Below are 23,521 nucleotides of genomic sequence, written 5' to 3' on the forward strand. Positions count from 1 at the left end.
CCATAATCACAGTTTTCTTATCTATTCATTAAGCCATAACCAGTGTTCTTATTTAAGTATTAAGTTATAACCTCTTCTCTAATGTTAAAAAAATAAGAATTTTTAATAGAGAGGGGGTACTTCATAAGTACCCCCTCCCACTTATAGAAGTAGGGATTCCCTACTTCAAACACAGGATGGTCCTGCCTCAACACTCGGTGCCACCTCTCTTTTTACTCGGTTCATCTTCTGTTTGAAGTACCCCTTGGGGACTTCTGAAGTAGGTATCTGCTGTATGGTAACAAGATAGACCCACTTGTATAAGTGGGTACAACGCTCTACTTTCTGTAGTACTCCCACTATAACAAGTACCCCTCCCCACTTATATAAGTACCCTTTTGGTGGTTTTGTCAGGTTTTTTAACAAAAATTGTTAAAATTAGACTCCAGATCACTCAAAAGAATAAGAGGTGTTATATTTAATATATGTTCGAACACTATTTTCAATGTCCATATTGCTGGGAAGAGATTTCGATGCTCCTGGATCCTTCTGTACCGTATCAGGTATATGTTGAAGATTGTGAAGTATGTTGTAATCCTATAGAGTTGCATCCTCGATTTGAGAATCACGTATTACTATCTTTTGAGGTATTGAATATCGAACAATAATGCTAAACACCTTATTGCAAGAGGGTTACAATGTTTTTGCTTTTTTTTAATAAAAATAGTGTTGTTTAAACTAAAAATGGTTGTATATTTGCACTCCGATTATGAGATGAGTTATGACAAGGGATAATCGAGAGTTCTTTATAAGATAAAATTTACAAATCAGATTTCTGATTTACATAATATACATCGCGGGATAGAGCAGTAGGCAGCTCGTCGGGCTCATAACCCGAAGGTCACAGGTTCGAGTCCTGTTCCCGCTACAACAAACCAGATACTTTTGTATCTGGTTTTTTTGTGGATGCAATTCTGAAGTTTACTTCAGGAATTGAAATCCATAAAAAGAATGATTTGAGTATCAAATATCGCTTGTTGTAAAGCCCTCTCCTTAGGCCCAACGACGAAACGTAGTGAAGGAGTTAATCCTGTTCCCGCTACTAGTAAACAAAGGGCTTCATAGAGATGTGAAGCTTTTTTTATGCTCTCTGTGAAACATTTCTTTAACTCACCTAATCTAAAAAATATTTAGGTGTTGCTAGCTAATAGTATCCCAACGATGTTGCAAAACCATTCCTCTAATTCTATGAAAAACATCTAACGCAGATAAATTAACATCAACTACATTAGCAAAATCTCTATCTCTTCCTCTTATACCGTTTGAATTAAAAAAGTTTGTTAATCGTTCTGATGTTTCTAAATAAGTAGATTTAACAGAATTTTGAGCTTGATTTTTTGATCTATCGATTAAGTAATCTTTCATTTTTAAAATGTTATTTTGTGGACTTAAATGAAAACACTTCTTTGAGTTATTTAAATTGGTTTAAAAAAGGCTGTAAAGCTGTCCAATAATCTTGATAGCGCTCTGAGCATTCCCAAAGAGATTTTGAACCATGTAATCCTCCAGTTTCTGGAGCAAAAATCTTCTTGTTTGAGTTTTGAATCAGTGTATGGATTTCTTTTGCGCCTTCTTGTTCAGAACTTGAAGAAGCTATAAAAACAGGACATTTTATACCTTTAGCATATTCATTTACTTGTATATTCTCATATTCCAATGCAGGAGGTGAAAATGCCACTATACCATCTATTTCATTTTGATATTGTTTTCCAAGAACCATTACAAGTGATGCCGAATAAGAGCTTCCCCAAACCAATAAGGTTTTAGGTTTAAAATTACTTTTAACATATTGTAAACCGATTTCCATATCTATATAGGCATGAAAATAACGGGTTCCTTTATTCAGTTTGCTGGCTTCTAAACGAGTTTGATTATCAACGCCATTTATTGTGTTTCCCGATCTTTGATCTATTGCAATACAATTAAACCCTAGTTTATTTAATTTTGGTGCTATTGGGCGATACTCACCTCTACTATAATTACCTTGATGGAATAAAATTATCCAAGGAGCGGATGCATTATTAATTTGGTATACATCGGCAGTAATTTGTACACCATCCTTTGATTTAAATTGAACAGTTTCCCCTTTAAATTCTACTATACATTCAGGAGTGTTTATGTAGTCGTACACCTTAAGTCCAGAAAAAAGAACTATTATAACTCCAAACACGATTAAAACAATTTTAAGTATTTTCTTCATTTTACTATAATTTTATATCTGTTCAAAAATCACGTTATTTTCACTATATATTTTGGTTTTTCGCTAAGTTCTATTAAAACATTGTCGAATAACCCTATATAGTCGACAAAAACTATTCAAGCATTATAACTGCTAATTCAGGAGCGTTTTTAATAGATTCGTCTATTCTATTTTGTCGGTAGAATATTTTATCTAATTTTAGTTTATATTGAAGTTTTGTAGAAAATCTTCACTAACAAATCTTCACTAAAAAACAAATCGTTGAAATATCTTGCAACCTCACCTAAGTACAAACTCATTTCAAAATGGGAATATCACCTCATATTTTGGATATGTCTTTTGTTAATATTGACTTTCGGACGTTCGATAGAAAGTGTTGAACCACTTTCACATGTACTTATATATAACCTGTTATTTTTGATTCCAAAAATAGTAGCTACCTACTACTTAGCGTATTTCTTAATTCCAACATTTGTATTAAAGAAGAGATATGTCATTTCAATTCTCTTGCTTTTATTTAGTACTTATTTGATATGTATTTTAGGGAGATTATTATTAGTATTTGCTATTGAACCCTTACTAAAACCAGTTCTTTTTGAACAAGAATCTTTGTTGGAAATTATAACAGATTGGAAAGCTTTAGTATGGAACTACTTTCCCCTAATATATACTACCGTACTAATCTTTCTTTTTACCAAGTATTTTATTGTCACCTTCGGGTCATTAAACCTGATGATAAAACGACCAATTATCTCATTTTTAATTAACTAAAATGTATTGAAATGCTTTGATTTATATGGGTTTATGAGGAATATAATATCTGTGAACACCTGTAAAATTTAAAAACAAAAATCTCTGTAAAACATTTTGTCGGCTCCTAACCCGAAGGTCACAGGTTCGAGTCCTGTTCCCGCTACGAAGAAAACCAGTTGTGAAAACAACTGGTTTTTTTATACCCGAAAATCAGATGCCTTATATCAAAGATTGTAGGGTATAAAAAAGAGATGATGCACTCATCATTGGTTTTCTTTGTGCAAGCTCACTCCCTTTAAGGTCCAACGACAGAACGTAGTGAAGGAGTTAATCCTGGTTCCGTTACTTTTTTATAAAACCCTTGTAAATACCAGTATTTATAAGGGTTTATTGTTTTTGTTTATTATTCTAAATTTTTATTAAGTCACTGATAATCAGAAAAAAAATAGGTTTGATAACTTCAAAAATCTGGCTTAGGTTAGTAGGAAAATTCTTAAAATTTATAACCACCTAGATTTGAATTATAAATATTTATTATATTATACAGAATTGGTTATTTACAAATCCTTATGACTTAAGAAAGGTAATGGTCTCAAAATTCCGATGTGGATGGTTGGGAAACTCTGGTATATTTCGGTGCCAACCATTCTTCAGAGTAGAATTTTGCCTATATTTCTTCTCCCTAGATCCTTCTAGTCTACCCTATTTTTGAATTTCCTTTTGTAAGTATTTATCTCTATGAATTGAGGGTTAAGCAATATCTTGCATAAGTATTGTAACTTCGCTAATTGATGCATTTAGGTAAAGTGTTAATAGTGTTAGAGTCTCATTTTTATTCTCATTATTTTGCATAATATTGTGAAGCCCTGATGATAGAAATGCTAAGGTGTTTTTTACCCCTGACAACGCGCCTATGCATAACCCAAAACTATCTTGAGTCATTTTAATCTGATCTCGGGATGCTTGTAATCCTTCAAGCTGTGCCTTACTCTTCGATGCCTTTTTACTAGCATTACTTGCTTTAGTACTCCAGGAGGTAAAAAGTCCAGTTGCAGTGGCCAAGCCTGCTAATCCAAAGGGGCCAAGTGCCAAAAAATAATAGCGTTCCTTTTCATATTTTTTCGCCTTATCCTTAGCTTTTTGAGCTTCGACCCTAATCTTAGCATCTTCAATTTCTAATGCTCTAAAATGCTTATATAATTCTTGTGAATAAGAAAAAAATTGTTCTTGAATAATGTAATTTTTTTTTAACTCTTCGTTAAGACCATGATTCGCTTCCAATGCCATCTTATCAACTCTGGATAGCAATAACAAACATTTTTCTTTATCGGTATAGACCATTGATAATGCTTGTAATAAATCATTATGTATAGATATTGCTTGTTTTTGTAGTAATTTTTGAACATTCTGAATTGAAGAAACGCTTTCATCAATAATAAGCAATGCTTGTTGTTTGATTTTTTCAGATTCAACGGGTAATGTTTCTCCTTTACTAAGTTGAATCTGGCACTCATTAATTACGTTAACAAGCTGTGATAAATACCCTTTTACCATTTTGATTTCTATGAATAAGTTTAGTTATACTAAATTGAGTAAAGAGGTTGCCTAACCTATATGAATTATTTAAGCAGACAACCTCTTTGGGTTAAATTACTACTAGCTTACCTTCTCTAGGTAATCAATAACAGTTTCTCCTTCTGGCAAGGTAATGGTCACAACACCCGCCAATTGTTGGGTAATCGTTGTTATGGTGTCTTGTAAATCCGCTATTTCATTATTTGCACTATTTAAAAAGAAAGTTCTAGCCTCATCAGTACTAGTGATACCATTTGTTAAATCATTGATCAAACGGTCTAAATTTAGGGATACATCTTTCCAAATAGTTGTCATTCCTTCAGACGCTTCTGCCGCGATTTTAGCTTGATCTGATAGACTGTCCATTACAGATTCGATACCTCCCAATAGCAAGATTTCTTGTTCCAATGTTGCTTTAGATTGAAATAAACCATTTTTTTGATTGTATAAATCCTTCAATTCTATAATAGAAGCAGCCAGTAAAGCTCCACCTGCAGCTACAGTAACTACCCCTCCAGCAATTAGTTCGGCTCCAACGGGTGAAGCAACAGCACCCATACCAATCATCACGGCTCCCCCTGCTATAGCAATTCCTTCACCAACAATGGCTGAAATTTGCGCATTGATACTACGATCGATAGACTTAAGCTCATCAGATATATCTGCTAGCTCTCCTTGATCTCCTGAGATCATTTCATTTGCTTTTTGGGCTAATTCATTAAATGCATTGGCATCTGCTTTTAGTCGAATACTTAAATCACTTAACCCTTGTACTATAATTTCACTATTTCTAAGGTTATTCTCAGTGAGGCCTTTAATTACCGTAAGTACAGATAACCATTGATCTACGGTAGCCCCCTCTGGTAAGGTAACAGGTACCACACGATAGACTGTAAAATAACTCTTAAGGTCAGATAGTGAACTGATGATTTTAGGGTTTATATCACTTAAGTAACTATTGGCACTTTCTTTAGCGTTCTCAATACTATCATTTATACTATTCTGTATACCTACTAAATCTTCAGATGAAGAAAAGTCTAAGTTCGGTTGCTGTAAAATAGAATTACAATAACTCTGTAATACAAGACCATTTGTAGTCGTTTCTTTTTGTGAGACTTCTATATTTTTTATATAATTTCTTAAAATTTCCATGACTTTGTTTTTAGTGATTAAAAAAATCTTTAGGCAGCCGTTGCTTGCTCCGCTAAATGCACTGCATATTCTCCAACATTCATGTCTTCAGCACTAATGCTTACATGTACACCTGCCATTTGTTGTTTTATCAAACTAACATCTTCAAGAATGAATGGAATGGTTTCATTTGCAGCTGTTAAGAATAATTGTCTAACGCTATCTGTACTAATAATACCATTTTGAAGATTAAGAGATAGATTATCTAAATCACTATTAATCGAAACCCAGGCATTTTTCATTTGGCTGGTAGCTGTCACTGCTTCTGAAGCTCCAAAACCTAAAGAACTATAGCCACTTTTAATCCCTTCAGCTAAGTTGACCTCACTTGTTAGTGAAGATTTTTGTTGTAATACCGAAGCTTTTGCATCATAGAGGCCTTTAAGCGTAAGAGCACTGGCCACGGTACCTGCTGTACCTACCAATACAACAGCTACACCACCAGCAATTAATGGGGTAGACCCTCCTGCCGTAAAAGGGCTGCCAATGGCTCCAACACCAATCATAACAGCACCACCTACAATAGCTAGTCCACTAATGACAGTACCAGCAATGGTGCCTGCAATTTGTTTATCAAGTCTTTCAATATCTTTATCTAAAGAGGCTAACATACCATCGTTACCACCAACGATAGCGTTGAGGTCGTTGATCGTTTTATTAAAAAATGCCACATCTGCATTTATATTCGAATTTAAATTCCCCAGGTCTATTATAACGAGATCACTCGCTTCAATAAAGGTATCTGTTTGACTCTTCATAGCTTGTAAAATACTCAGCCATTGTGCTTCGGTAGCATCAGGTGGAAGGACGGTAGGTACTGCTGAATACAAATTATAGAAATTCGAAATACTATTAATATTACTAATAATATTATTCTGGATGCCATTAAGGTAGGTTTTCGCATTATCTTTAGCGTTTTGCAACCCATCATTTATATTAGTTTGGATTTTTGATAAATTGGTGAATTCTGAAAAATCAACAAAAGGTTGTTGTAAAATGCTATTACAGTAGCCTTGCAATACAAGACCTTGGGTGGTTTGTGTTTTTGCAGCTTCGATAGTCGGATCTGAAAATGTCATACTAATAAATGTTTAAATTTAAAATGAGTTTAAAATCTTAGAGAAGGTTGTGTTTACCCCTCTAAGAATTGGTTGCTCAATTTTATGTAAGTTGTTTGTTTTTAGCACCTAAAACTTTCGTGAAACCGAAAAAAAGAGGTTGAATAGGAAATATTAAGGCTGAGTTTTTTTTGGTAAGGTTCGTAAAAGGCTATTCACTTCAAGCGTTTAACCATTTTTTAAACTCTGCTGCCTTATTCTTGCTAATAAGAATTTCAATTTCAGAAAAATGAATCAAGATTTTTAACTGGCTATTGCCATATTTGATAATCTTCTTTATAGCTGTAATACGAACTATAAATTGACGATTGGCTCTAAAAAAAAGGGTGTTATCTAAATCATTATAGATCTCATCTAAGCTTAAATTACTTGTCGATCTCTTACCATCTGTATTTACTACGTATGTTATGGAGTTTTCTGTGTTTATATATGTGATGTCTTTAGTATTGGTAGGAATTAATTCATTTCGTTTAAAAGTGAGTAACCTTTTTTTATTTGCTTGTTTCAAGTCGGGACTAGTCTTTAAAAAAGAAGCCTCATTTTTTCGCTCTTCGTCAAAAACTCTTTGCTGATAGTTAAACACTCCTAAATTTAATTTAGTAAGATTTATAATATCTTTCTCTAAATCAGAATTCTTTACTTCTAGCTCTTTTTCATAAAAACTACCAATAAAACGAACTGCAAAAAATGAAATGATGATAATTAGAATACCCATCAATATAAAAATCGTATATAAACGTCTTTTTAGCTTTGTAATATGTATTAATAGTTTGTTGAGATTTACAACTGAAACAATACTAATATTAGTTTGCTTTATTGGTATTTCGTAGAGTATCTCAGAATTATTAGGCTGATAAACACCGTCAAACTTTTTTTCATAGTCCATTAGTATATCATAAATTTCATTGATACTACTGCTTTGACTAATAGAATGCTTTAAACGTCTACTAGCAATAATTTTTTTATGGATTAGTTCTGGTTTTGGATGAGATAAGATTTCATCATTTTTATTGATAGCTACAATAAAGGTAGTTCCGGGCTCTGTTTCGTATAAAGCCTCTTGAATATGATCAATGATATCAACTTCACTTTCTCCGTTTTTTATTTGTAAATACGATAAGCGTGCTATTTCTTTAACTTCTCTCTTACTAGATTCTAACTGTAAATCAACCAGTAGATTAACACAAATCTTTATACTATAATTAATCCCTAGTGAGGCCATGACTAGGAAGATAAGCGCAATAGAAATAAACGTTAAAAAATACAACTTATCTTTTCCCATTATAGTGCTGACTTATTCTGTTAAAAAAGGAGGTAAACATTCTTAAAAGTTTAATAAGGAATATCAAAGTAAACGATAACAACTGATTAAGACAAAAGTAATATGTCATTTTTTGCTGTTTATTTCTATTGCTCTTGTTGAGGATTCGAGAACGTTGCAAAAGGTTTCAATTCGTTATGATTGAACTCCTAAGAATCAACATCATGTCTTTCACGAAAAAGTTTGAATTTTGTCCCTTTGTGGTCGATAAAGGCTTAAAAGTGTAGTTCTTATGAAGCTATTAATAATGTAGAATGGACTTTTGTAAATGCTTCTAATTCAAATAAATTATCAATAGAGTGGTTAGATATTTCAATCTCTTCCGATACTAAGAAAAGCTTCACATATATGTGAAGCTTTTTTTACTGACAATAATTTAAGCAGAGTACTCAAGAGACCTTACTATTTATTGGATCTTTTATTAATAGTACATCTAAAAAAATCTATACTGTTATTTTGAGGCATTATAGAAAACGTTTGAAATCGAAGGATGTATTAACCAAAGAAAAAAATCACTCATTATTTTTTTTAATCATCCCAAAAAACTCATTTCGTAGAGAAGGTTCTATAAATTGACCTCCATACTCAATCGTAGTAGTAAAACTACTTTTATCTTTAATTCCTCGGGAAGAAACACATAAGTGTTTAGCATTTACTACAACAATAACATCTTTGGTGTCTAAAGTTTGTTGTAAGTCTTTTAGGATTTGAAGACATAGTCTTTCTTGTACTTGAGGGCGATGTGAGTAATAATCGACTAACCTGTTAATTTTTGACAATCCTACTACCTTGTTTTTTGGAATATACCCTACATGCGCAGTACCAACTATTGGCAAAAAATGATGCTCACAAGCAGAATCAATAGTAATATTATGTTCTACCAACATTTTTTGATACCCGTATTTATTATCAAAAGTTGAAATTTTTGGACGGTTTTTAGGGTCTAAACCATAAAAAAGTTCTTTTACATACATTTTGGCTACTCTGTACGGAGTTCCCGAAAGACTATCATCTGTTAAATCGAGTCCCAGCTCTTTCATTATTTCAGAAAAGTGATGTTGAATAGTCTTGATCTTTTCATTATCAGATTTTTCAAAGGCATCCTCTCGTAAAGGAGTTTCTACAGTATTGGAAATATGTGCATCTCCTATCAATTCTATTTTCTTTCTATTCATTTTACTGGTACTAATTGGTTTTACAACATTTTTGTTTGCATCGACAGTATTTTAGATTGTAGAAATGTAAAGCCACTAATAATAGAGATGCTACAAAAATGAGCGCTTCTGGTAAAGAAATTAAAAGAAGTTTTTCATTTAGAACAATAACGAATAACAGCAGCCAACTTACCCAAAAAGCATATTTCATTTTGGGTTTTGAAGTAGTTTTAACAGATCTGCTAATCGCTATAAAAGAAAATCCTAAAAAAATAATATCTAAAGATTTCCACCAGGTGGGATGTACATCTTGTAACATTATCGAACCTGTATGGGCGATAAAAAGAAATGGAGTAATTAAGCAATGCGCCAAACATAAGCTACTTGCTATAATTCCTAAAGTATCTGAGTTATTACGTATGTGAGATATATTCAAAAGAAAATGTATTTGTTTATCCTGGGCAAAGATAGTATTATTTTACAAATGCAACTTTGTTGCTTTAGTAATATTTGTTTATTTTTGGAAAAATCATTTTATGATACGAACCAAATCTCTTCAATTTACTTATCGTGATACAAAAAATCGTACTTTTTGTTTTCCAGATATTGATTTGCCTCCGAAAGAAGATATATTGGTTTTGGGGCCTTCGGGTGTAGGTAAAACAACATTATTACATCTTTTGGCAGGTCTTTTGCCTCCAAAAGAAGGTGATGTTTTTATTGCTAATACTTGTTTGAATACACTTACGCGAAAACAATTAGACTATTTCATAGGACAAAATATTGGGCTAATTTTTCAACGAGCTTATTTTATCAGATCTTTATCTTTACTAGAGAATTTAACGCTGCGTGAGCGACTTTCCAAAAAGAAAAGTGATCATTATCGAAAAGAAGAATTAATCACGCAGTTAGGACTCACAGATCTTCAAAGCAAAAGAGTGCATCAATTAAGTGAAGGGCAACAACAGAGACTTTCGATTGCCTTAGGAGTCGTACATAAACCTAAAGTTATATTAGCAGACGAACCTACATCTAACCTGGATGATACTAATTGTGAAAAAGTAATTTCTCTATTAAAAAAAGAGGCTCAAAGCTGTAAAAGTAATTTAGTGATTGTAACTCATGATAAAAGAGTGAAATCACATTTTGATAATCATATAAGTTTATAAAATTGTTGTATCTGGCTTACAAAAACTTAATTTCCAAACCTTTAAATACTATTTTGAGTGTTTCGCTATTGTTGCTAAGTATTTCGCTAACAACTTTTGTTCTGCAAGTAAGAAATCAGCTTAATCAACATTTAGAAAATAATACTAAACCATTTGATATGGTTATTGGTGCTAAAGGAAGTCCGCTACAACTAGTGTTGTCTTCTGTTTTGCACATTGATGATCCTACTGGTAATATACCATTAGATGAAGCCTTAAAAATTACTAAAAATCCTATGGTAAAAGAAACGATACCTGTTTCCTATGGAGATAATTATAGAGGATATAGAATTTTAGGTACGTCAAATGAATATTTGACTAAGTATGATGCAACCTTGCAAGAAGGAAAGTTATATGAAAAGCCTTTTGAAGTAGTTATAGGGAATGAAGTAGCAAAAAAAATTAACCTGCAAATAGGAGATACTTTTGTTAGTGCACATGGTTTAGCCGAAAACGGATTAGAAACTCATGATGAAAAACCTTTTATCGTTACCGGAATATTAAAACCAACAGGGGCTATTATTGATCATCTTATCATCACTAATCTGCAAAGTATTTGGGAGGTACATGAACATAATGATGAACACAATCATCATGAAGAAGAGCACGAAGAACAAAGAGAAATAACCTCTTTACTAGTTAAATTTAGAAACCCTTTTGGGGCTTTGCAAATGTCTAGACGTATTAATGAAAAAACGACCATGCAAGCGGCACTCCCCAAATTTGAAATCGAGCGATTAATGAGGTTTTTAGGAATTGGCTTTCGTACAATTAATGGTATTGCTATTGCAATATTGCTGGTAGCAGGCCTTAGTATATTTATTAACCTAATAAAAACGGTAAGAGAAAGAAAACAAGAATTGGCTTTATTACGTACCTATGGAGCCAACACTTTTCAGTTGATAAAATTGGTTTTTTTAGAAGCTCTTTTTTTATCTCTATTAGGATCCATTTTGGGGTGGTTTTTAGGAAGAATAAGTATCTGGTTTTTTTCAGTTTTTACAGAAAATATATATAGATATAATTTTGTATTTAGCTTTCCTACTAATAAAGAACTATTCATATTGATACTAGTGATTCTAACTACCTTCCTGGCAGCGATTCTGGCCTCATTATCTTTATTTAAATTAAATGTTTCTAAAACAATATCTAATGCATAAAATAGCCTTCCTAATCTTGTTTTTTATAGTAACTAAATTCAATCTTTTTTCTCAAGAAAAATTAACCTGGCACGATTTGGCCGATGTAAAATTTTATAATGTTTACAGTGTAAAATATGATGATATCTTTCTAAAACCAAGATTCGGACCTATTATAAAGTCATACCAAGGCGCTCAAATTCGTATTAGAGGTTACTTTTTAGATTTTTCTATCGAGGAAGATGAATTCTTTATAGTGTCTAAAAACCCCAGGTCTTCCTGTTTTTTTTGTGGTGCAGCAGGTCCAGAAAGTATTGTTGAAGTTGTTTTTAAACAAAATCCAAAGTTTAAAACAGATCAAATTGTAGAGGTAACTGGTGTTCTTGAACTTAATACAGATGATGTAGATCACTGTAATTATATACTAAAAGAGGCGACAGGTAGGTTGATAAATTAAAAAAGATAAGTAACTGCGTAAATATTCAATAGGCGATTACCTTAGATAGTAAGTTGATTATGAAATTATCAAAATCTCTCTACCTTGTAGGCTCAATTTGAAAGACATTTTTCAGGATATCATCGACACTTTCAAATAATCTCAATCAATCTCTCAGATAAAATAGGTTGGATTGTTCTTTTAAAGACAGACTAACGAATCAGTTTTTTTTGCGAAAAATACTTAATTAGGTAAATTAATTATTTTTGTTTTCTTTCAAACACAAACTCATGTCTCAACAAACTTCACACATCTTTTTTAAAACCTTATTGGTATTAAGTATAATTTTTTATAAACCCATTTATGCTCAAAAAGCTAATGATATTGATGAGGCAAATAAGTTTTTTAAAAAAGGAGATTCTTTACTGTATTATAGAAATTTTAAACTAGCGATTCAAAATTATGAAGAAGCTAAACAAATTTATGAAAAGAATCAGGATTGGAATCAGGTTATAGCATCTCATAACAAGCTTTCTGAAAATTATATGTATACATTTAATCTTCCTAAAGCTTTGTACCACGCAGAGCAAGCTCTACAAATTATAGAACACAAAACAGATGTTAACCCAAAGCAAAAGGCCAGGGCTTGGGATAATATGGGGAATTATCATATGAAAGGTAAATCTGATCTGGATATTTCGTTAGAATATTTTGAAAAGGCATTTCAATTAAGATCCGAAACCCTTGCAGATGAAGATAAGGATTTTGCCAGATCTCATTATAATTTTGGTACTGTTAAAACATATAAAGGGCTTTATGAAGAAGCTATGGGGCATTTTAACAAAGCAATTGAGATCAGGAAGAAAAAAGCAAATGAAGATCCAATCGAAATAGCTGAAATTTACAGACAAATGGGCAACGCACTTTTTGAACAAGGGTTATATGACGAAACATTAGTATATCTTGAAAAAGCATTGGCCATAGCAAATAAGACTTACAAACCAGATAATTTTTACTTCGTAGATCTATACAACAATATTGGGCTGATGTATAGCTATAAAAAAGAAGAGAATAGAAGTCTGGAGTATTACATAAAATCTCTTCATTTAAGCGAATTGCACTTAGGTGTTGATCATCCCGATCAGGTGCGTATGCACTATAATATTGCGAACATTTATTTTGTTCAGAAAAATAACGATAAAGCGCTGTTTCATGTAGATAAAACCATAACAATCGGGATCAGGGCTTTTGGAGAAAACTTTCCTAACCTTGCATTACCCTATAGTCTTAAAGGACTGGTGATAAGAGGAGAAGAGGGAATTGTTTATATCAAAAAAGCACTTATTCTAGCTAGAAAAGCGTATGGAGAGGATAATGTAAGAACGGCTTATTTTTATACATACTTAAGTGAATTATATCATGAAATCAGTCAATATAAAAGTGCAAATGAATATGCTGAAAAATCACTTGATATTCGATTAAAGGTTTTTGGGGAGCATAGTTTTTATACCGTAGAGTCCTATATCCTGATGGCAACTTTTGAAATTGATAAAAAAGAATATAACAAGGCTTTGAATTATTTGGAAAAAGCAATTACTGCAAATAGACAACCTAAAAGTAGTGGGACAGGAAATTACGGAGAGTTCGATATGTTTTTAAGTCTAACTCGATTGTTGAAATCGCTGGAGCGGAAAGCATTTACCCTAAAATCAATATACGAAAAAGGAAACGACCCAAAGATTCTCGAGGAAAGTATAAATACATATGAAAAAGCTGGTCGATTGGTTGAAACAATCAGGCGAACTCAATATAATAAAGAAGATAAGCTAACTTTTGCTAAGGATGCAAAAAATGTTTTTTATGGAGGTATTGCTACCCAATTATTATCTGATACAGGAAATGAGGATGAGCAGATAGAAAAAGCGTTTAATTATGCAGAAAGAAGTAAAGCAAACTTGCTTAAAGAATTGTTGAATGAAGCTAATGCCAAAGGATTTTCGGGATTACCTGAAAAGCTCCTGCACCTGGAACAAAGCTTAAGAAAAGAGTTGGCAGATGCTAAATCTGCTTTTTACACTACAATCGGAAAAGAAAATATAGATCAAACTAAAGTCTCTGATATCGAAAGTAAGATTACCGACATTTCCCGTCGACAGGATTCTTTAAAAATGGTACTCGAAAAGAAATATTCTAAATATTACCAATTAAAGTACGACAATAACACGCTATCAATTAAAGAAGTCCAAAAACGATTGCAAGAAAACACTACGCTTTTGGAATATTTTATGATAGACAGTACATTATATGCTTTCGTAATAACAAAAAATGATGCAGGGATTAAAGAGTTATCAATTTCTGAAATTGATAAAAAAATTGAAGCTTTCAGATCAAGTATTTTGCTTAAAAAGAAAGCAGAGTATAAACGATTAGGATACGCATTGTTTAATGAGCTTTTAGCTCCGATAAAGAATCAAATAATTGGCAATCAGTTAATAATTATTCCGGATGAATCTCTATGGCATCTTAACTTTGATCTTTTGTTGACCTCGGATATAAAAACAGGAAATAATAGTGAGTTATCATATTTGATAAAAGAATATGCTGTTAGTTATGCTAATTCAGCTAGTTTGTTGTTTGATGAAGGAATTTATAAACCGATAACAACATCTGAGATTCGTAAAGAATGCTTGGCATTTTCGTTTTCAAATGAAGACTCATTATCTGTAGGTAATCAAATGGATCTTGAAGTCCTAAGAGATGCTCATGAGGATTTACCAGGAACAAGAAGAGAGATTAAAAAAATTGCCACTATAGTTAAAGGACGATACTTTTTTGGCTCACAGGCAATCGAACAAAACTTTAAAAATAATCTTTCAGATTATAATGTTTTACATCTGGCACTTCATGGTGAAGTAGATGATCAAAACCCCGAGAATTCAAAAATTTATTTTACCAAAACCAAAGATTCATTAGAGGATAATATTTTATATAGCCATGAATTGTATGCTTTGAATATTCCAGCCGAATTGACTGTGCTAAGTGCCTGTAATACGGGAATGGGTAAAATAGCCAAAGGAGAAGGTGTTTTAAGCCTTGGTACTGCCTTTCAATATGCAGGAACAAAAAGCCTTTTATTAACAGGTTGGGAAGTGTCTGATAATACCACTCCAGAGATTATGCAAAATTTTTATAGTAACTTAAGTCAGGGAATGAATAAAGCAGAAGCCTTGCGACAAGCTAAACTAAAGTTTCTACAAACCACTGATGTGTTTACTCAGGATCCGGTGTATTGGGGAGGTTTTTATTTGGTTGGTAATTATGATGCTATAGAGTTCGAAAAAGTTTCAAATATGAACTGGATATTATACGTGTTAATTGTACTAATAGTACTTAGCGTATTGTTTTACTTGAAGAGAAAATCAATGGTTTGATTGTTTCAGTTGTATTTCCGAAGTAGTATTCTCAGGTATTTCAAGGTATTTTTTTGCAGATTCAAGATCGTTTAGATCAAGATAAATTAATCCTTTATACCATAGCGCTTCATTTGATAATCTTCCTGTAGGATGATTGACCAAAGAATCCAAGAGTTGCATTGCTTCTTTAGAATTACCCATTTTATGAATGGATAGCGCTCTAATCAATAGGGCATCTTCATAATATAATAAAGAATAGTCATATTTTTCTAAGGTTTCAATTGCTGATAAATAATCTTTCTTTTTATATAATTTAAAAGCATCGATCACTACTTGTTTTGGATTCTCCTCTGTAGTATTTCTTACCTGGTAATCACTAAAACCTACATTCTTGTTCCAGGCTTTTTGTGCTAATTCATTAAGATCGATTTCTTGTGTAGGGAACATAAAATACCAGGAAGAAATGAGTAATAAAAAGATAGTAGCAATACCTGCAATCCATTTCCAGGAGGTCTTTTTATGAGAAGCTTGATCTTCAGTAATTAGCTGCTTCCATTTTTTAGCACGTTGTTTCTGATGTGTACTGGGGTAGTTTTTAGTAATAAGGTTAATGCTGTGTTGATATCTTGATACCTTATCGGCAAAGACAGCATCTTGTTGAAGCCTTTGATCAAATGATTTCATTTCCTTCTCAGAAAGATCCAGATCAAAATATCGGGTGATCAATGTGATGTCTTTATCCTGTATCTCCTTCATCTTAACGTTGTTTGTGAGCCATTAATTGTTCAAATATCTCGTAGACCTTTTTAATAAGCCTCTTTTTACAATTGTATTTTGCTTGCACTAGTGCTTGATAATTAACATACCCTAGTTGTTCTTGTAAATCTTTTAATTTTGTATCAGAATCTATCTCTGTTTGCATAAGGGTTTTACATTTTTGAGATAAGCTATCCAATGCTTCTGATAAAGCCCTTTTTTGCAGCCATTCTATTTCTAGGTTTTCTATAGAATCATTAATGTTGTTATTATTTTGATCATTAAATTTTTGATCTTCAGAAATTGTTTCTTTTAATACTACAGAATTCCAGGGGTGACGTTTCGAAATAAGCCAATTGTTTTTACACATCACAAAAATATAACCGACACTGTTTTCTGGTAATTTTTCCTGAAGAACCACAAATCGTTCCCAAAATTTTTGCATAGCACCAATAAAAATATCTTCGGCTTCTTGCAGAGATTGGGTTAAGGATAAAAGTTTTGGTTTTAGCTGCTCAAAAAGATCTTCAACAAATCGATCAAAAGGCAATTCGTTTCCTTGTATTGCCTGTTCGATAATCTTTTTCAGCGTACTGCTATTCATATAAAGGAGTAATTTCTTTTAACCAACTTTTATCACCAAAAATCAGAAGGGATAAAAATAATCAAAAAAGAATTTGAAAAAAATTGAAAAAATACCTGTTATGTTTTTTGATTCCTGCATTAGTAAAGTATAGGCCTTTTAAAATTGGGGATTAGTATGTAAAAAAACATATGAAAGGCAAATAAAGTTTGGGTGAACTGACACAAACCTTGAGTGTCATTAAATGTTCGGGGACTTAATCATTTTTTTAAATTATTATTATTTATGAAAAAATCGTTGTTAAACTTAGGAAAAGCACTTAGTAAATCAGAACAAAAAAATATCCACGGAGGATTGCGAGGAGGTTTTGGAACTTGCGGTTGTTCTTCAGAATATACTTTAGAAGGTGGAAACGGTATAGAGTGTTCATATGAACCAACTGGAGCCGGTGGTTTTCCTGGAGCAAGATGCTACGGTAGCGTTCAGAATGGAATGTGTTGCCCGTATTAATAACATTTAATGACTTTGAAGTATGAAAAAATCATTGTTAAATTTAGGAAAAGCTTTAAGCAGAAAAGAACTCAAGCAAATCAATGGTAAATCAGGTGGATATTATTGTCCTGGAGGAAATAGTCCTGCAAACGCACCAAGATGTCCTGTCCCTTGTTTTATGGGTAATTGCTTACTGTAAAGCTTATATACAAGAGCTCTGATTTTGAGCTCTTGTTTTTTGTGCTTTCTAAAGGTCGACATGCAATTAGCGAGATCTTGTATCTTTAAAATATGATCCCATCTACTACAAAACGATTTTTGGTTTTTTTAAGCCTAGTTAAGCCTTTCCTGTCAAAATTATTACTTAAGCCATGCTATTAATTTATTCAAGAAAATATCTGGTGGCAAATAAAAATTACTCTTAAAAATGACAGATGTTGACGTAATGGTCTGCTCATTATCTGTTGTTGGTAAACCTCTGATACAATCATAACTGTATGAAAATTGTGATGCCAGCCAATAGTAAACAGCTTTATAAAAGTTGCCAGGAAATAATTCAAGTATTTTAATATGCTTGTTTTTGCAATATATCATATTCATAAGCCCAGCACCATGCAATCCGATAATGTGAGTAGCATTGGTAAATAACTTAACTTGTTCTGCAATGGTAAAGTTTTGCGCATCGATTATTTTAAAATTATTGTTTCGGGCAATATTTTCAATTTCTAAGGAGTTTATTAAACCTCTTCCATAGATCCCTCGGCGAGTAATAAATATTTTACCAGGAGAAGCAACAGCGTTTTTTTCGTGAGGTAATTCATCGAGCAATGAACGAAAATTTTCATGTTTGCATGTTATATTTTGAACAAAGTAAGTAGCATCTTCAATTTCATAATATTCATTTGTAGCCTGAAATATCCAATTACGATTGAAGAATTTTGGGCATAACGTATTAAATTGCTGAAAAAAAATACTTGACCTTAATTTTTCAGACACAATAACAGGAATATCTCGTGATACGTTTAAACGATCAAGTAGTGCTAATCGCCCAACAAAATCATTCAGAAAATGAAAATAATTGGTGTAATTTTCTGATAACAAAACAGCTTTGTTTAATGTTATCTTTTTTTGCCGAAAATAATCATTTTTTGTAATCGATGGTTTAAACTGGTCAAGCACAAATTGAGCATAAGGATAAGATTCTGCAATCAACTTAAAATTTTCTGAAAGAGCCCACCCGAAAGTAGGCTCTATAATGCATTTTTCTGTATAGACGTATAGAAATTCCTGTTGTTCAACACTAGCCTCCTTTATCATTTGGGTGTTAATTGCCGATTCAAATTGATCATATTTCAAATCATCAAATGGCTTGGTTAACACTTGATGCCGTATGTATTTAGACATAATATGCTTAGGTAGAAATTCAAGGACAGAGTTTTCCATGTGATTATTTAATTACATTGTTTTACTTTTTGGTAACTGTAAAAAATAAATGATAACGTTTTACATTTCTAAACATAGGAATCGATGATTTACCCGCTCCAACAGATAAGCATGTTATTATTCTTTTAATAGTACGGTACGAGTAACTTCATTGAAAGGACCAGGAATCAGTGTTCCGGTTTCATCCAGCAATTCTAGTTGAATACTAACTTCTCCCATTGGAAGCCCTTTGATAACCTGCGGGCCCCATTCTGTAATTATAAATTCTTCACCATTAATAGTAGCGCGAACTTTATGTCCATCTTCAGAAAGAGTAGTATTCAATACAAAAAAATCAAGTAATAAATTCTCGGTATCCTTACCAGAATACTCCCCCTTAGGGCGGCTGTAGATAAGCGTTGGAGCTTTCATATCTAACCCTAGAGAATCATGTGGATTTGCACCAACCATAAGTTTTCTAACCACCACCGAGTTTGTATTTTTGACCGATTCATGGTACGAACGGCTTAAAAAAGCAACCAAATGATGCACACCATCAGGGATTTCTTTTTTAAAACTAGGTTCGTAATGCGCTGAGTAGGGCTGGTTATCCAAAATAAAATGAATATGTTGTCCTTTTCCCGAATTCGCCAACTTTAGAGAATTTGGTCCCTGGGTTTGAGCACCTAATTCATAATTCTCTAAGTTAAACACAAAATCCATGTCACCCCCCTGAGACATTTTAATGGTTTCGGGTACATCCAAAGTAAGTGTAGCATCTGTATAAGCCGGAGAATTTTCTAATTTTTCTATAGTGATCGATTGTTTAGTCTCTACAGACTCTTCAACAGGCGGGTTTGCAGTTTTTTCCTCTGTAACATTTTTTTGCTGTTGTTTACACCCTATTAAAGTAATAGATAAGAATAGGATTACGGTAGTTAAATAATAAGTTTTCATTTTTATACGATTTAAAAGTTATTTTTATGAAGGTTATCAAAATTCCATATAGATTCTTTCCCTTTGTTGATAATGGTGACATTTCCCAGATTGGTAACACTATCGTCAGATCTATTTAAATGACATCGTATCTGGGTGATTTGACTATATTCAACCTCATTAGATGCCGTAATTTTTATAATTATATCTCCTCCATCAATGCTAAGCATGTGACCGTCTTTTTCTAATAATTTACATCCCAGATGATATAATTCTTGTGTAATACGGATATAGTCATCAGTAGTACAAGTCATCGCAATCGATTTTATACTGTTAAAAAGCTTTTGGTTTGCATAGTTAGGCTCTAAAAACGCTTCACGCGAATAGAAAGGATGATGTTTTTGGTAAAGACTATCAAGAAAAATAGGATTATAAAAGGCGTACCAGGTGTGTAAAGCAGTACCAGGACTAGGAGTATAGAATGCTTTGAACCAAGTTTCCTTTTGGTTACTTAATTCCATATCTACCGTTTTTGTAGCATTAAGAAATCGAGTATTTTCTACTTTTAGCTTTGGTTTAACACCTAAATGAAAATGTTCATCATTATTCTCTAGAGTGAAACCTACGCCACTTTTTCCAACAGGTTCATTAAATATATTGTCAGGCCCTAAAATTTCTATATAATGTTTATGTCCTCTTAGATAACACATAGGTGTATTATTATCTATTGGAGCAAAAGAAGGAAGCCCTTTATCTAATGCTCCATAAGTTTTGCCCCATCCAGTGTCCTTTGTTAAACTAGAATATGAGAGACTATCCAGAACTATATATAAATGATTCAACATTATCGCAGAAATATGCTTGCCAAAGGCCGCATCAATCTTTTCTCGATCAATCACAGGTGGGACGTGCTTTTTTTGCTCTTGATCTTTACAGGAAACTGAAAGTATCAAAAGAAAAATATAAAAAGCGATTCGATTAAACATGATTAAAACTGTATTAAAAATGAGTGTACTAGATAGTTTGTTTATTGTCTTAAAAGGTATTCTCAACCTCTGCTGCCTCTAACATAAGATAGTGTAGGTCTTTCGAGGTTATTTTATTTAGACTTTATTTCCATTGATTCTAAATTTCAGTTTTGGATTTTCTATTTTCAATGACTTAAGTTCAAAAAAGTTAGGTTAATCTAATTTTTTATCAACTTCCAATACCTACCATCAGAATAAATGATAGGTATTTGGAAGCAGAAAGTTGTCTCTCTCGTTTTGTATAACAAAGAGAATTTTCATTTAAAGGAAAAGACTAAAACATGATTTTAATTAGCCATCATCCCATCAAATAACTTTGCCCTGTCTAAAACATCTCCAGTAGTTGTAAAACTTTTACTAGAAGGTTCATAAACAAGACTATTTACACCTATCCCATTACGTAGCAATTCAATTCCTAAAAGTTCGGTATTGAGAAGACGTTCTCTTTGATAATCGAGGTGTTCGCCAATAATCATTCTTGATTTTAAGAAAGAGCCTTTCTGTCGTTCTATTCTGGGTGCAATACCCGTTTTCAATTTCGCCAAAGATCGTTCCACAGGAAGATGTAATGGGGTCTGCCAATCGAGTAATGCTCCTTGGTAGAAATCCCCATCAGCCTTAGCAACCAATGTGATATGATCTATCTCCTCTTTCCTTATTAGCTTATAAAGGCTATGTTGGGTGGGCTCATCGAACTCAAGAACAACTCCCAGGGCGGTGTAAAAAAAAGAATTTCCTTTATACCTTTCCCTGATTACGGGTTCCATAAAATCCATAGGACAAACCAGAAAAAGGGTTTTTTCTCGTCGTTTGCCGAAGAAAATCATACTGATGCCCCAGGATTATAAGGTAGGGAGGAATGATGAACGTCTATCTTTAATTTTCCCGAAGAATCAAGAGTGTAGCCAAAGGTATATTCAACTTTGACTTCCTGCCCATCCAGGTCAGTAAAGTAATAGTTACCCATGGCCAAAGCTCTTTTTTCTTCGAGTATCATAACCTCGTTTTCAAAACGTACCTTGGTCCAGGGTTGAATAGCAAAACCTCCATCCTCTGGATAGCTATCGTTTCCTGCAATAAAATAGGAAAGAGCTCCTTCCTTATCAGGTCTAAATTGAATGACTGATGTTTTGGTAGGTTTGAACAGGACTTTCTTTTTATCAAAAGCATAGCGTTCATCCAGAAACTTGCTTGTAAAACGCTCGCATTCCTCTCTTTGATCTTTTTTAGCACCGATCTCGACAACTCCATTTCCCCATTCTGCTTGTGCTTTTTGTACTTCTTCTTTAGTAATCATTATTGTTATATTTAAAAATTGAACATTATTTTCTTAATTGAGTATGCCTTTTGTTTTTTGGCGTTTCGAGCTAAAAATTCCAAGGCCAAAAAGGGCTATGGATATTAGATATAGCGTTAAAGCCACTGGAACCAATTGATATGAGGCTGAGCTATATTGAAATTTTGGTAATGTAGCATAGCTTTTTTGTGTAAACTCTTTATTATTATATAGAAGAGGTACAAAATATTCCCGCCAATTTTTTGCAAAAGCCATAACCTGTTTTCGGTAATTTTCATAATCTTCTGAAGAAGTTCCTGCCAAATGGTTGAATGACTCCTGAACAGTAATTGCTGGAGATATCCATTTGAATTTATTCATCCAGTCTTGTTGTTTTTGTAATTGATTCTCAAAAGAACTTACTACCGGTTCTAATTCTTCTTTGACCAACTGTTGCGAAGCCATATACCTGTGCCAAAAAGACCTCTTTTGAGAAGTGTCATTAATCGCATATTCTGGATGGTCACGTAGATAATTGTCAAGGATTTCATCCTGTTTTTTGGTGATTTCTGCTTTCACTTCACGCATCTCATTGACCATAAGGGTACGTGATGGCATAGGATAAAGGGTATTTCCTAATTGGTTCAATACAGAAGGAACCAGTAATACAAACAATACCCAAAGCCCAAGCATCGCTACCGCATTTTTGGCCGAACTACCTACCCATAGGTTAACCAAAAAGGCTAGAGTAAACCAAAAGAGCATATATCCCAGTACTAAAATAAGTAACCCTATAACTAGATTCATTTGAGCTAGGATATCTATACTGATGATAAGAAAAACGAGTATTAAAGCTGCAATGGCCAAAACCGACATCCAGAAGAAACGTAATCCTAGTTTTTGCATTACCCAACTAGGAATACTAATGGGTTGCGCGGCCAGCAATCGTAGTGCACCACTTTCTTTCTCGGCAGAGAGCACGTTATACGAAAAAGCAATAATCAAAAGAGGTAGCAGATACACAATCACAAATGCCAGATCAAAACTACCGAACAGCAATTGCACAGGGCTAGTCATTTCGGTAAAATTTAGTGCAAAATCATCGCCTGTTGCCGTTGGTTTTACAAAATGAGTAAAAAGATCTGCTTGGCCTGTTGATACAAATGCCATAGGTTGGGGTTCCATGCTTGCTACCCTGGGATGATAATTTCCTACAGCCATCGGGCTTGTAGGTAGGGTCCATCGAGAAGCACTTACTTCCATTCCTCGTTGCACCGAGTCGAGAAGTTTTAACATTTCGGCATCGCTTTCCTGTAATTCTTCTTGTGCTTTTACAATGATATTTTTACGCTTCTCTACTTTTTGTTTTCCATTAAAGGCCGAAAAACCGAAGAGAAGCAATACTATCAAACTCAAGAGCTGTATCCACCGGCTACGGAGCAACAGCTTTAATTCATATTTAAAATTGTAACTGAGCATAT

General features: G+C 33.1%; 22 protein-coding genes and 1 tRNA gene. 7 read left to right on the top strand and 16 right to left on the bottom strand.

The window, feature by feature from the left end; genetic code table 11:
• The first annotated feature begins 464 nt into the window (after positions 1-464).
• Positions 465-647: a CPXCG motif-containing cysteine-rich protein gene (locus ATO12_RS25315; RefSeq protein WP_081802046.1), complete on the top strand. Its 183-nt coding sequence runs from the start codon at positions 465-467 to the stop codon at positions 645-647.
• 187 nt (positions 648-834) lie between these two features.
• Positions 835-907, top strand: a tRNA-Met gene (locus tag ATO12_RS11255).
• A 272-nt stretch (positions 908-1,179) separates the two neighbouring features.
• On the opposite strand, the gene ATO12_RS11260 is transcribed toward ATO12_RS11255, so the two are convergent.
• From ATO12_RS11260 to ATO12_RS25320, 8 genes are all read right to left on the bottom strand, one after another.
• Positions 1,180-1,404: a hypothetical protein gene (locus ATO12_RS11260; RefSeq protein ID WP_034242090.1), complete on the bottom strand. Its 225-nt coding sequence runs from the start codon at positions 1,402-1,404 to the stop codon at positions 1,180-1,182.
• Positions 1,405-1,450: 46 nt separating this feature from the next.
• Positions 1,451-2,239 carry an alpha/beta hydrolase gene (locus tag ATO12_RS11265; RefSeq protein ID WP_034242091.1) on the bottom strand — a complete coding sequence of 263 codons (789 nt, stop codon included), beginning with the start codon at positions 2,237-2,239 and terminating at the stop codon, positions 1,451-1,453.
• 1,503 nt (positions 2,240-3,742) lie between these two features.
• Positions 3,743-4,546 carry a hypothetical protein gene (locus ATO12_RS11270; protein WP_034242092.1) on the bottom strand — a complete coding sequence of 268 codons (804 nt, stop codon included), beginning with the start codon at positions 4,544-4,546 and terminating at the stop codon, positions 3,743-3,745.
• 102 nt (positions 4,547-4,648) lie between these two features.
• The gene (locus ATO12_RS11275; protein ID WP_034242093.1) at positions 4,649-5,719 is read right to left on the bottom strand and encodes an HBL/NHE enterotoxin family protein; all 1,071 of its coding nucleotides are present in this window, start codon (positions 5,717-5,719) and stop codon (positions 4,649-4,651) included.
• A 29-nt stretch (positions 5,720-5,748) separates the two neighbouring features.
• On the bottom strand, positions 5,749-6,837 hold the full coding sequence (locus ATO12_RS11280; protein WP_051575769.1) for an HBL/NHE enterotoxin family protein: 1,089 nt from the start codon (positions 6,835-6,837) through the stop codon (positions 5,749-5,751).
• Between the two features lie 199 nt (positions 6,838-7,036).
• On the bottom strand, positions 7,037-8,158 hold the full coding sequence (locus tag ATO12_RS11285) for a LytR/AlgR family response regulator transcription factor (RefSeq protein WP_034242094.1): 1,122 nt from the start codon (positions 8,156-8,158) through the stop codon (positions 7,037-7,039).
• Positions 8,159-8,709: 551 nt separating this feature from the next.
• Entirely contained in the window at positions 8,710-9,372 is a 663-nt protein-coding gene (gene folE, locus ATO12_RS11290; protein WP_034242095.1) for a GTP cyclohydrolase I FolE, read from the bottom strand.
• A gap of 10 nt (positions 9,373-9,382) precedes the next feature.
• Positions 9,383-9,787, bottom strand: coding sequence for a MerC domain-containing protein (locus ATO12_RS25320; protein ID WP_316932923.1), 405 nt, complete (start codon positions 9,785-9,787; stop codon positions 9,383-9,385).
• 100 nt (positions 9,788-9,887) lie between these two features.
• Here ATO12_RS25320 and ATO12_RS11300 point away from each other — a divergent pair, with 100 nt between their 5' ends.
• The 4 genes from ATO12_RS11300 (at position 9,888) to ATO12_RS11315 (ending at position 15,565) form a co-directional block, all read left to right on the top strand.
• Positions 9,888-10,520: an ATP-binding cassette domain-containing protein gene (locus tag ATO12_RS11300; protein WP_051575770.1), complete on the top strand. Its 633-nt coding sequence runs from the start codon at positions 9,888-9,890 to the stop codon at positions 10,518-10,520.
• A 53-nt stretch (positions 10,521-10,573) separates the two neighbouring features.
• Positions 10,574-11,719, top strand: coding sequence for an ABC transporter permease (locus ATO12_RS11305; protein ID WP_131248816.1), 1,146 nt, complete (start codon positions 10,574-10,576; stop codon positions 11,717-11,719).
• A complete protein-coding gene (locus ATO12_RS11310) occupies positions 11,712-12,155 on the top strand; it encodes a hypothetical protein (protein ID WP_117590047.1) in 444 nt (147 codons plus the stop codon). The genes ATO12_RS11305 and ATO12_RS11310 overlap by 8 nt, the downstream gene beginning before the upstream one ends.
• A 269-nt stretch (positions 12,156-12,424) precedes the next feature.
• Positions 12,425-15,565, top strand: coding sequence for a CHAT domain-containing protein (locus ATO12_RS11315; RefSeq protein WP_034242100.1), 3,141 nt, complete (start codon positions 12,425-12,427; stop codon positions 15,563-15,565).
• Here the strand turns inward: ATO12_RS11315 and ATO12_RS11320 are convergent.
• The gene (locus tag ATO12_RS11320) at positions 15,554-16,303 is read right to left on the bottom strand and encodes a tetratricopeptide repeat protein (RefSeq protein WP_034242101.1); all 750 of its coding nucleotides are present in this window, start codon (positions 16,301-16,303) and stop codon (positions 15,554-15,556) included. The two genes, ATO12_RS11315 and ATO12_RS11320, sit on opposite strands and share 12 nt — an antisense overlap.
• Position 16,304: 1 nt before the next feature.
• Positions 16,305-16,907 carry an RNA polymerase sigma factor gene (locus ATO12_RS11325; protein ID WP_034242102.1) on the bottom strand — a complete coding sequence of 201 codons (603 nt, stop codon included), beginning with the start codon at positions 16,905-16,907 and terminating at the stop codon, positions 16,305-16,307.
• Between the two features lie 264 nt (positions 16,908-17,171).
• Between ATO12_RS11325 and ATO12_RS11330 the strand changes: the two genes are divergently transcribed.
• Positions 17,172-17,396, top strand: coding sequence for a hypothetical protein (locus ATO12_RS11330; RefSeq protein WP_034242103.1), 225 nt, complete (start codon positions 17,172-17,174; stop codon positions 17,394-17,396).
• 342 nt (positions 17,397-17,738) lie between these two features.
• Here the strand turns inward: ATO12_RS11330 and ATO12_RS11335 are convergent, their stop codons facing one another.
• The 6 genes from ATO12_RS11335 to ATO12_RS11360 all read right to left on the bottom strand — a co-directional run bounded on the left by ATO12_RS11335 (position 17,739) and on the right by ATO12_RS11360 (position 23,519).
• Positions 17,739-18,821, bottom strand: coding sequence for a glycosyltransferase family 61 protein (locus ATO12_RS11335; RefSeq protein ID WP_034242104.1), 1,083 nt, complete (start codon positions 18,819-18,821; stop codon positions 17,739-17,741).
• Between the two features lie 117 nt (positions 18,822-18,938).
• The gene (locus ATO12_RS11340; RefSeq protein WP_034242106.1) at positions 18,939-19,757 is read right to left on the bottom strand and encodes a hypothetical protein; all 819 of its coding nucleotides are present in this window, start codon (positions 19,755-19,757) and stop codon (positions 18,939-18,941) included.
• 11 nt (positions 19,758-19,768) lie between these two features.
• The gene (locus ATO12_RS11345) at positions 19,769-20,722 is read right to left on the bottom strand and encodes a DUF5829 family protein (protein WP_034242107.1); all 954 of its coding nucleotides are present in this window, start codon (positions 20,720-20,722) and stop codon (positions 19,769-19,771) included.
• A gap of 329 nt (positions 20,723-21,051) precedes the next feature.
• Positions 21,052-21,591: a hypothetical protein gene (locus ATO12_RS11350; protein ID WP_034242108.1), complete on the bottom strand. Its 540-nt coding sequence runs from the start codon at positions 21,589-21,591 to the stop codon at positions 21,052-21,054.
• Positions 21,588-22,061, bottom strand: a complete 474-nt coding sequence (locus tag ATO12_RS11355; protein WP_034242109.1) for a hypothetical protein — start codon at positions 22,059-22,061, stop codon at positions 21,588-21,590. Before ATO12_RS11355 ends, ATO12_RS11350 begins: the two co-directional genes overlap by 4 nt.
• A 33-nt stretch (positions 22,062-22,094) precedes the next feature.
• Complete coding sequence (locus ATO12_RS11360; RefSeq protein WP_081802047.1) at positions 22,095-23,519, bottom strand: DUF3526 domain-containing protein; 1,425 nt, start codon at positions 23,517-23,519, stop codon at positions 22,095-22,097.
• Positions 23,520-23,521 lie beyond the last annotated feature (2 nt).

It is taken from the genome of Aquimarina atlantica, from assembly GCF_000626715.1.
GTDB classification, from domain to species: domain Bacteria; phylum Bacteroidota; class Bacteroidia; order Flavobacteriales; family Flavobacteriaceae; genus Aquimarina; species Aquimarina atlantica.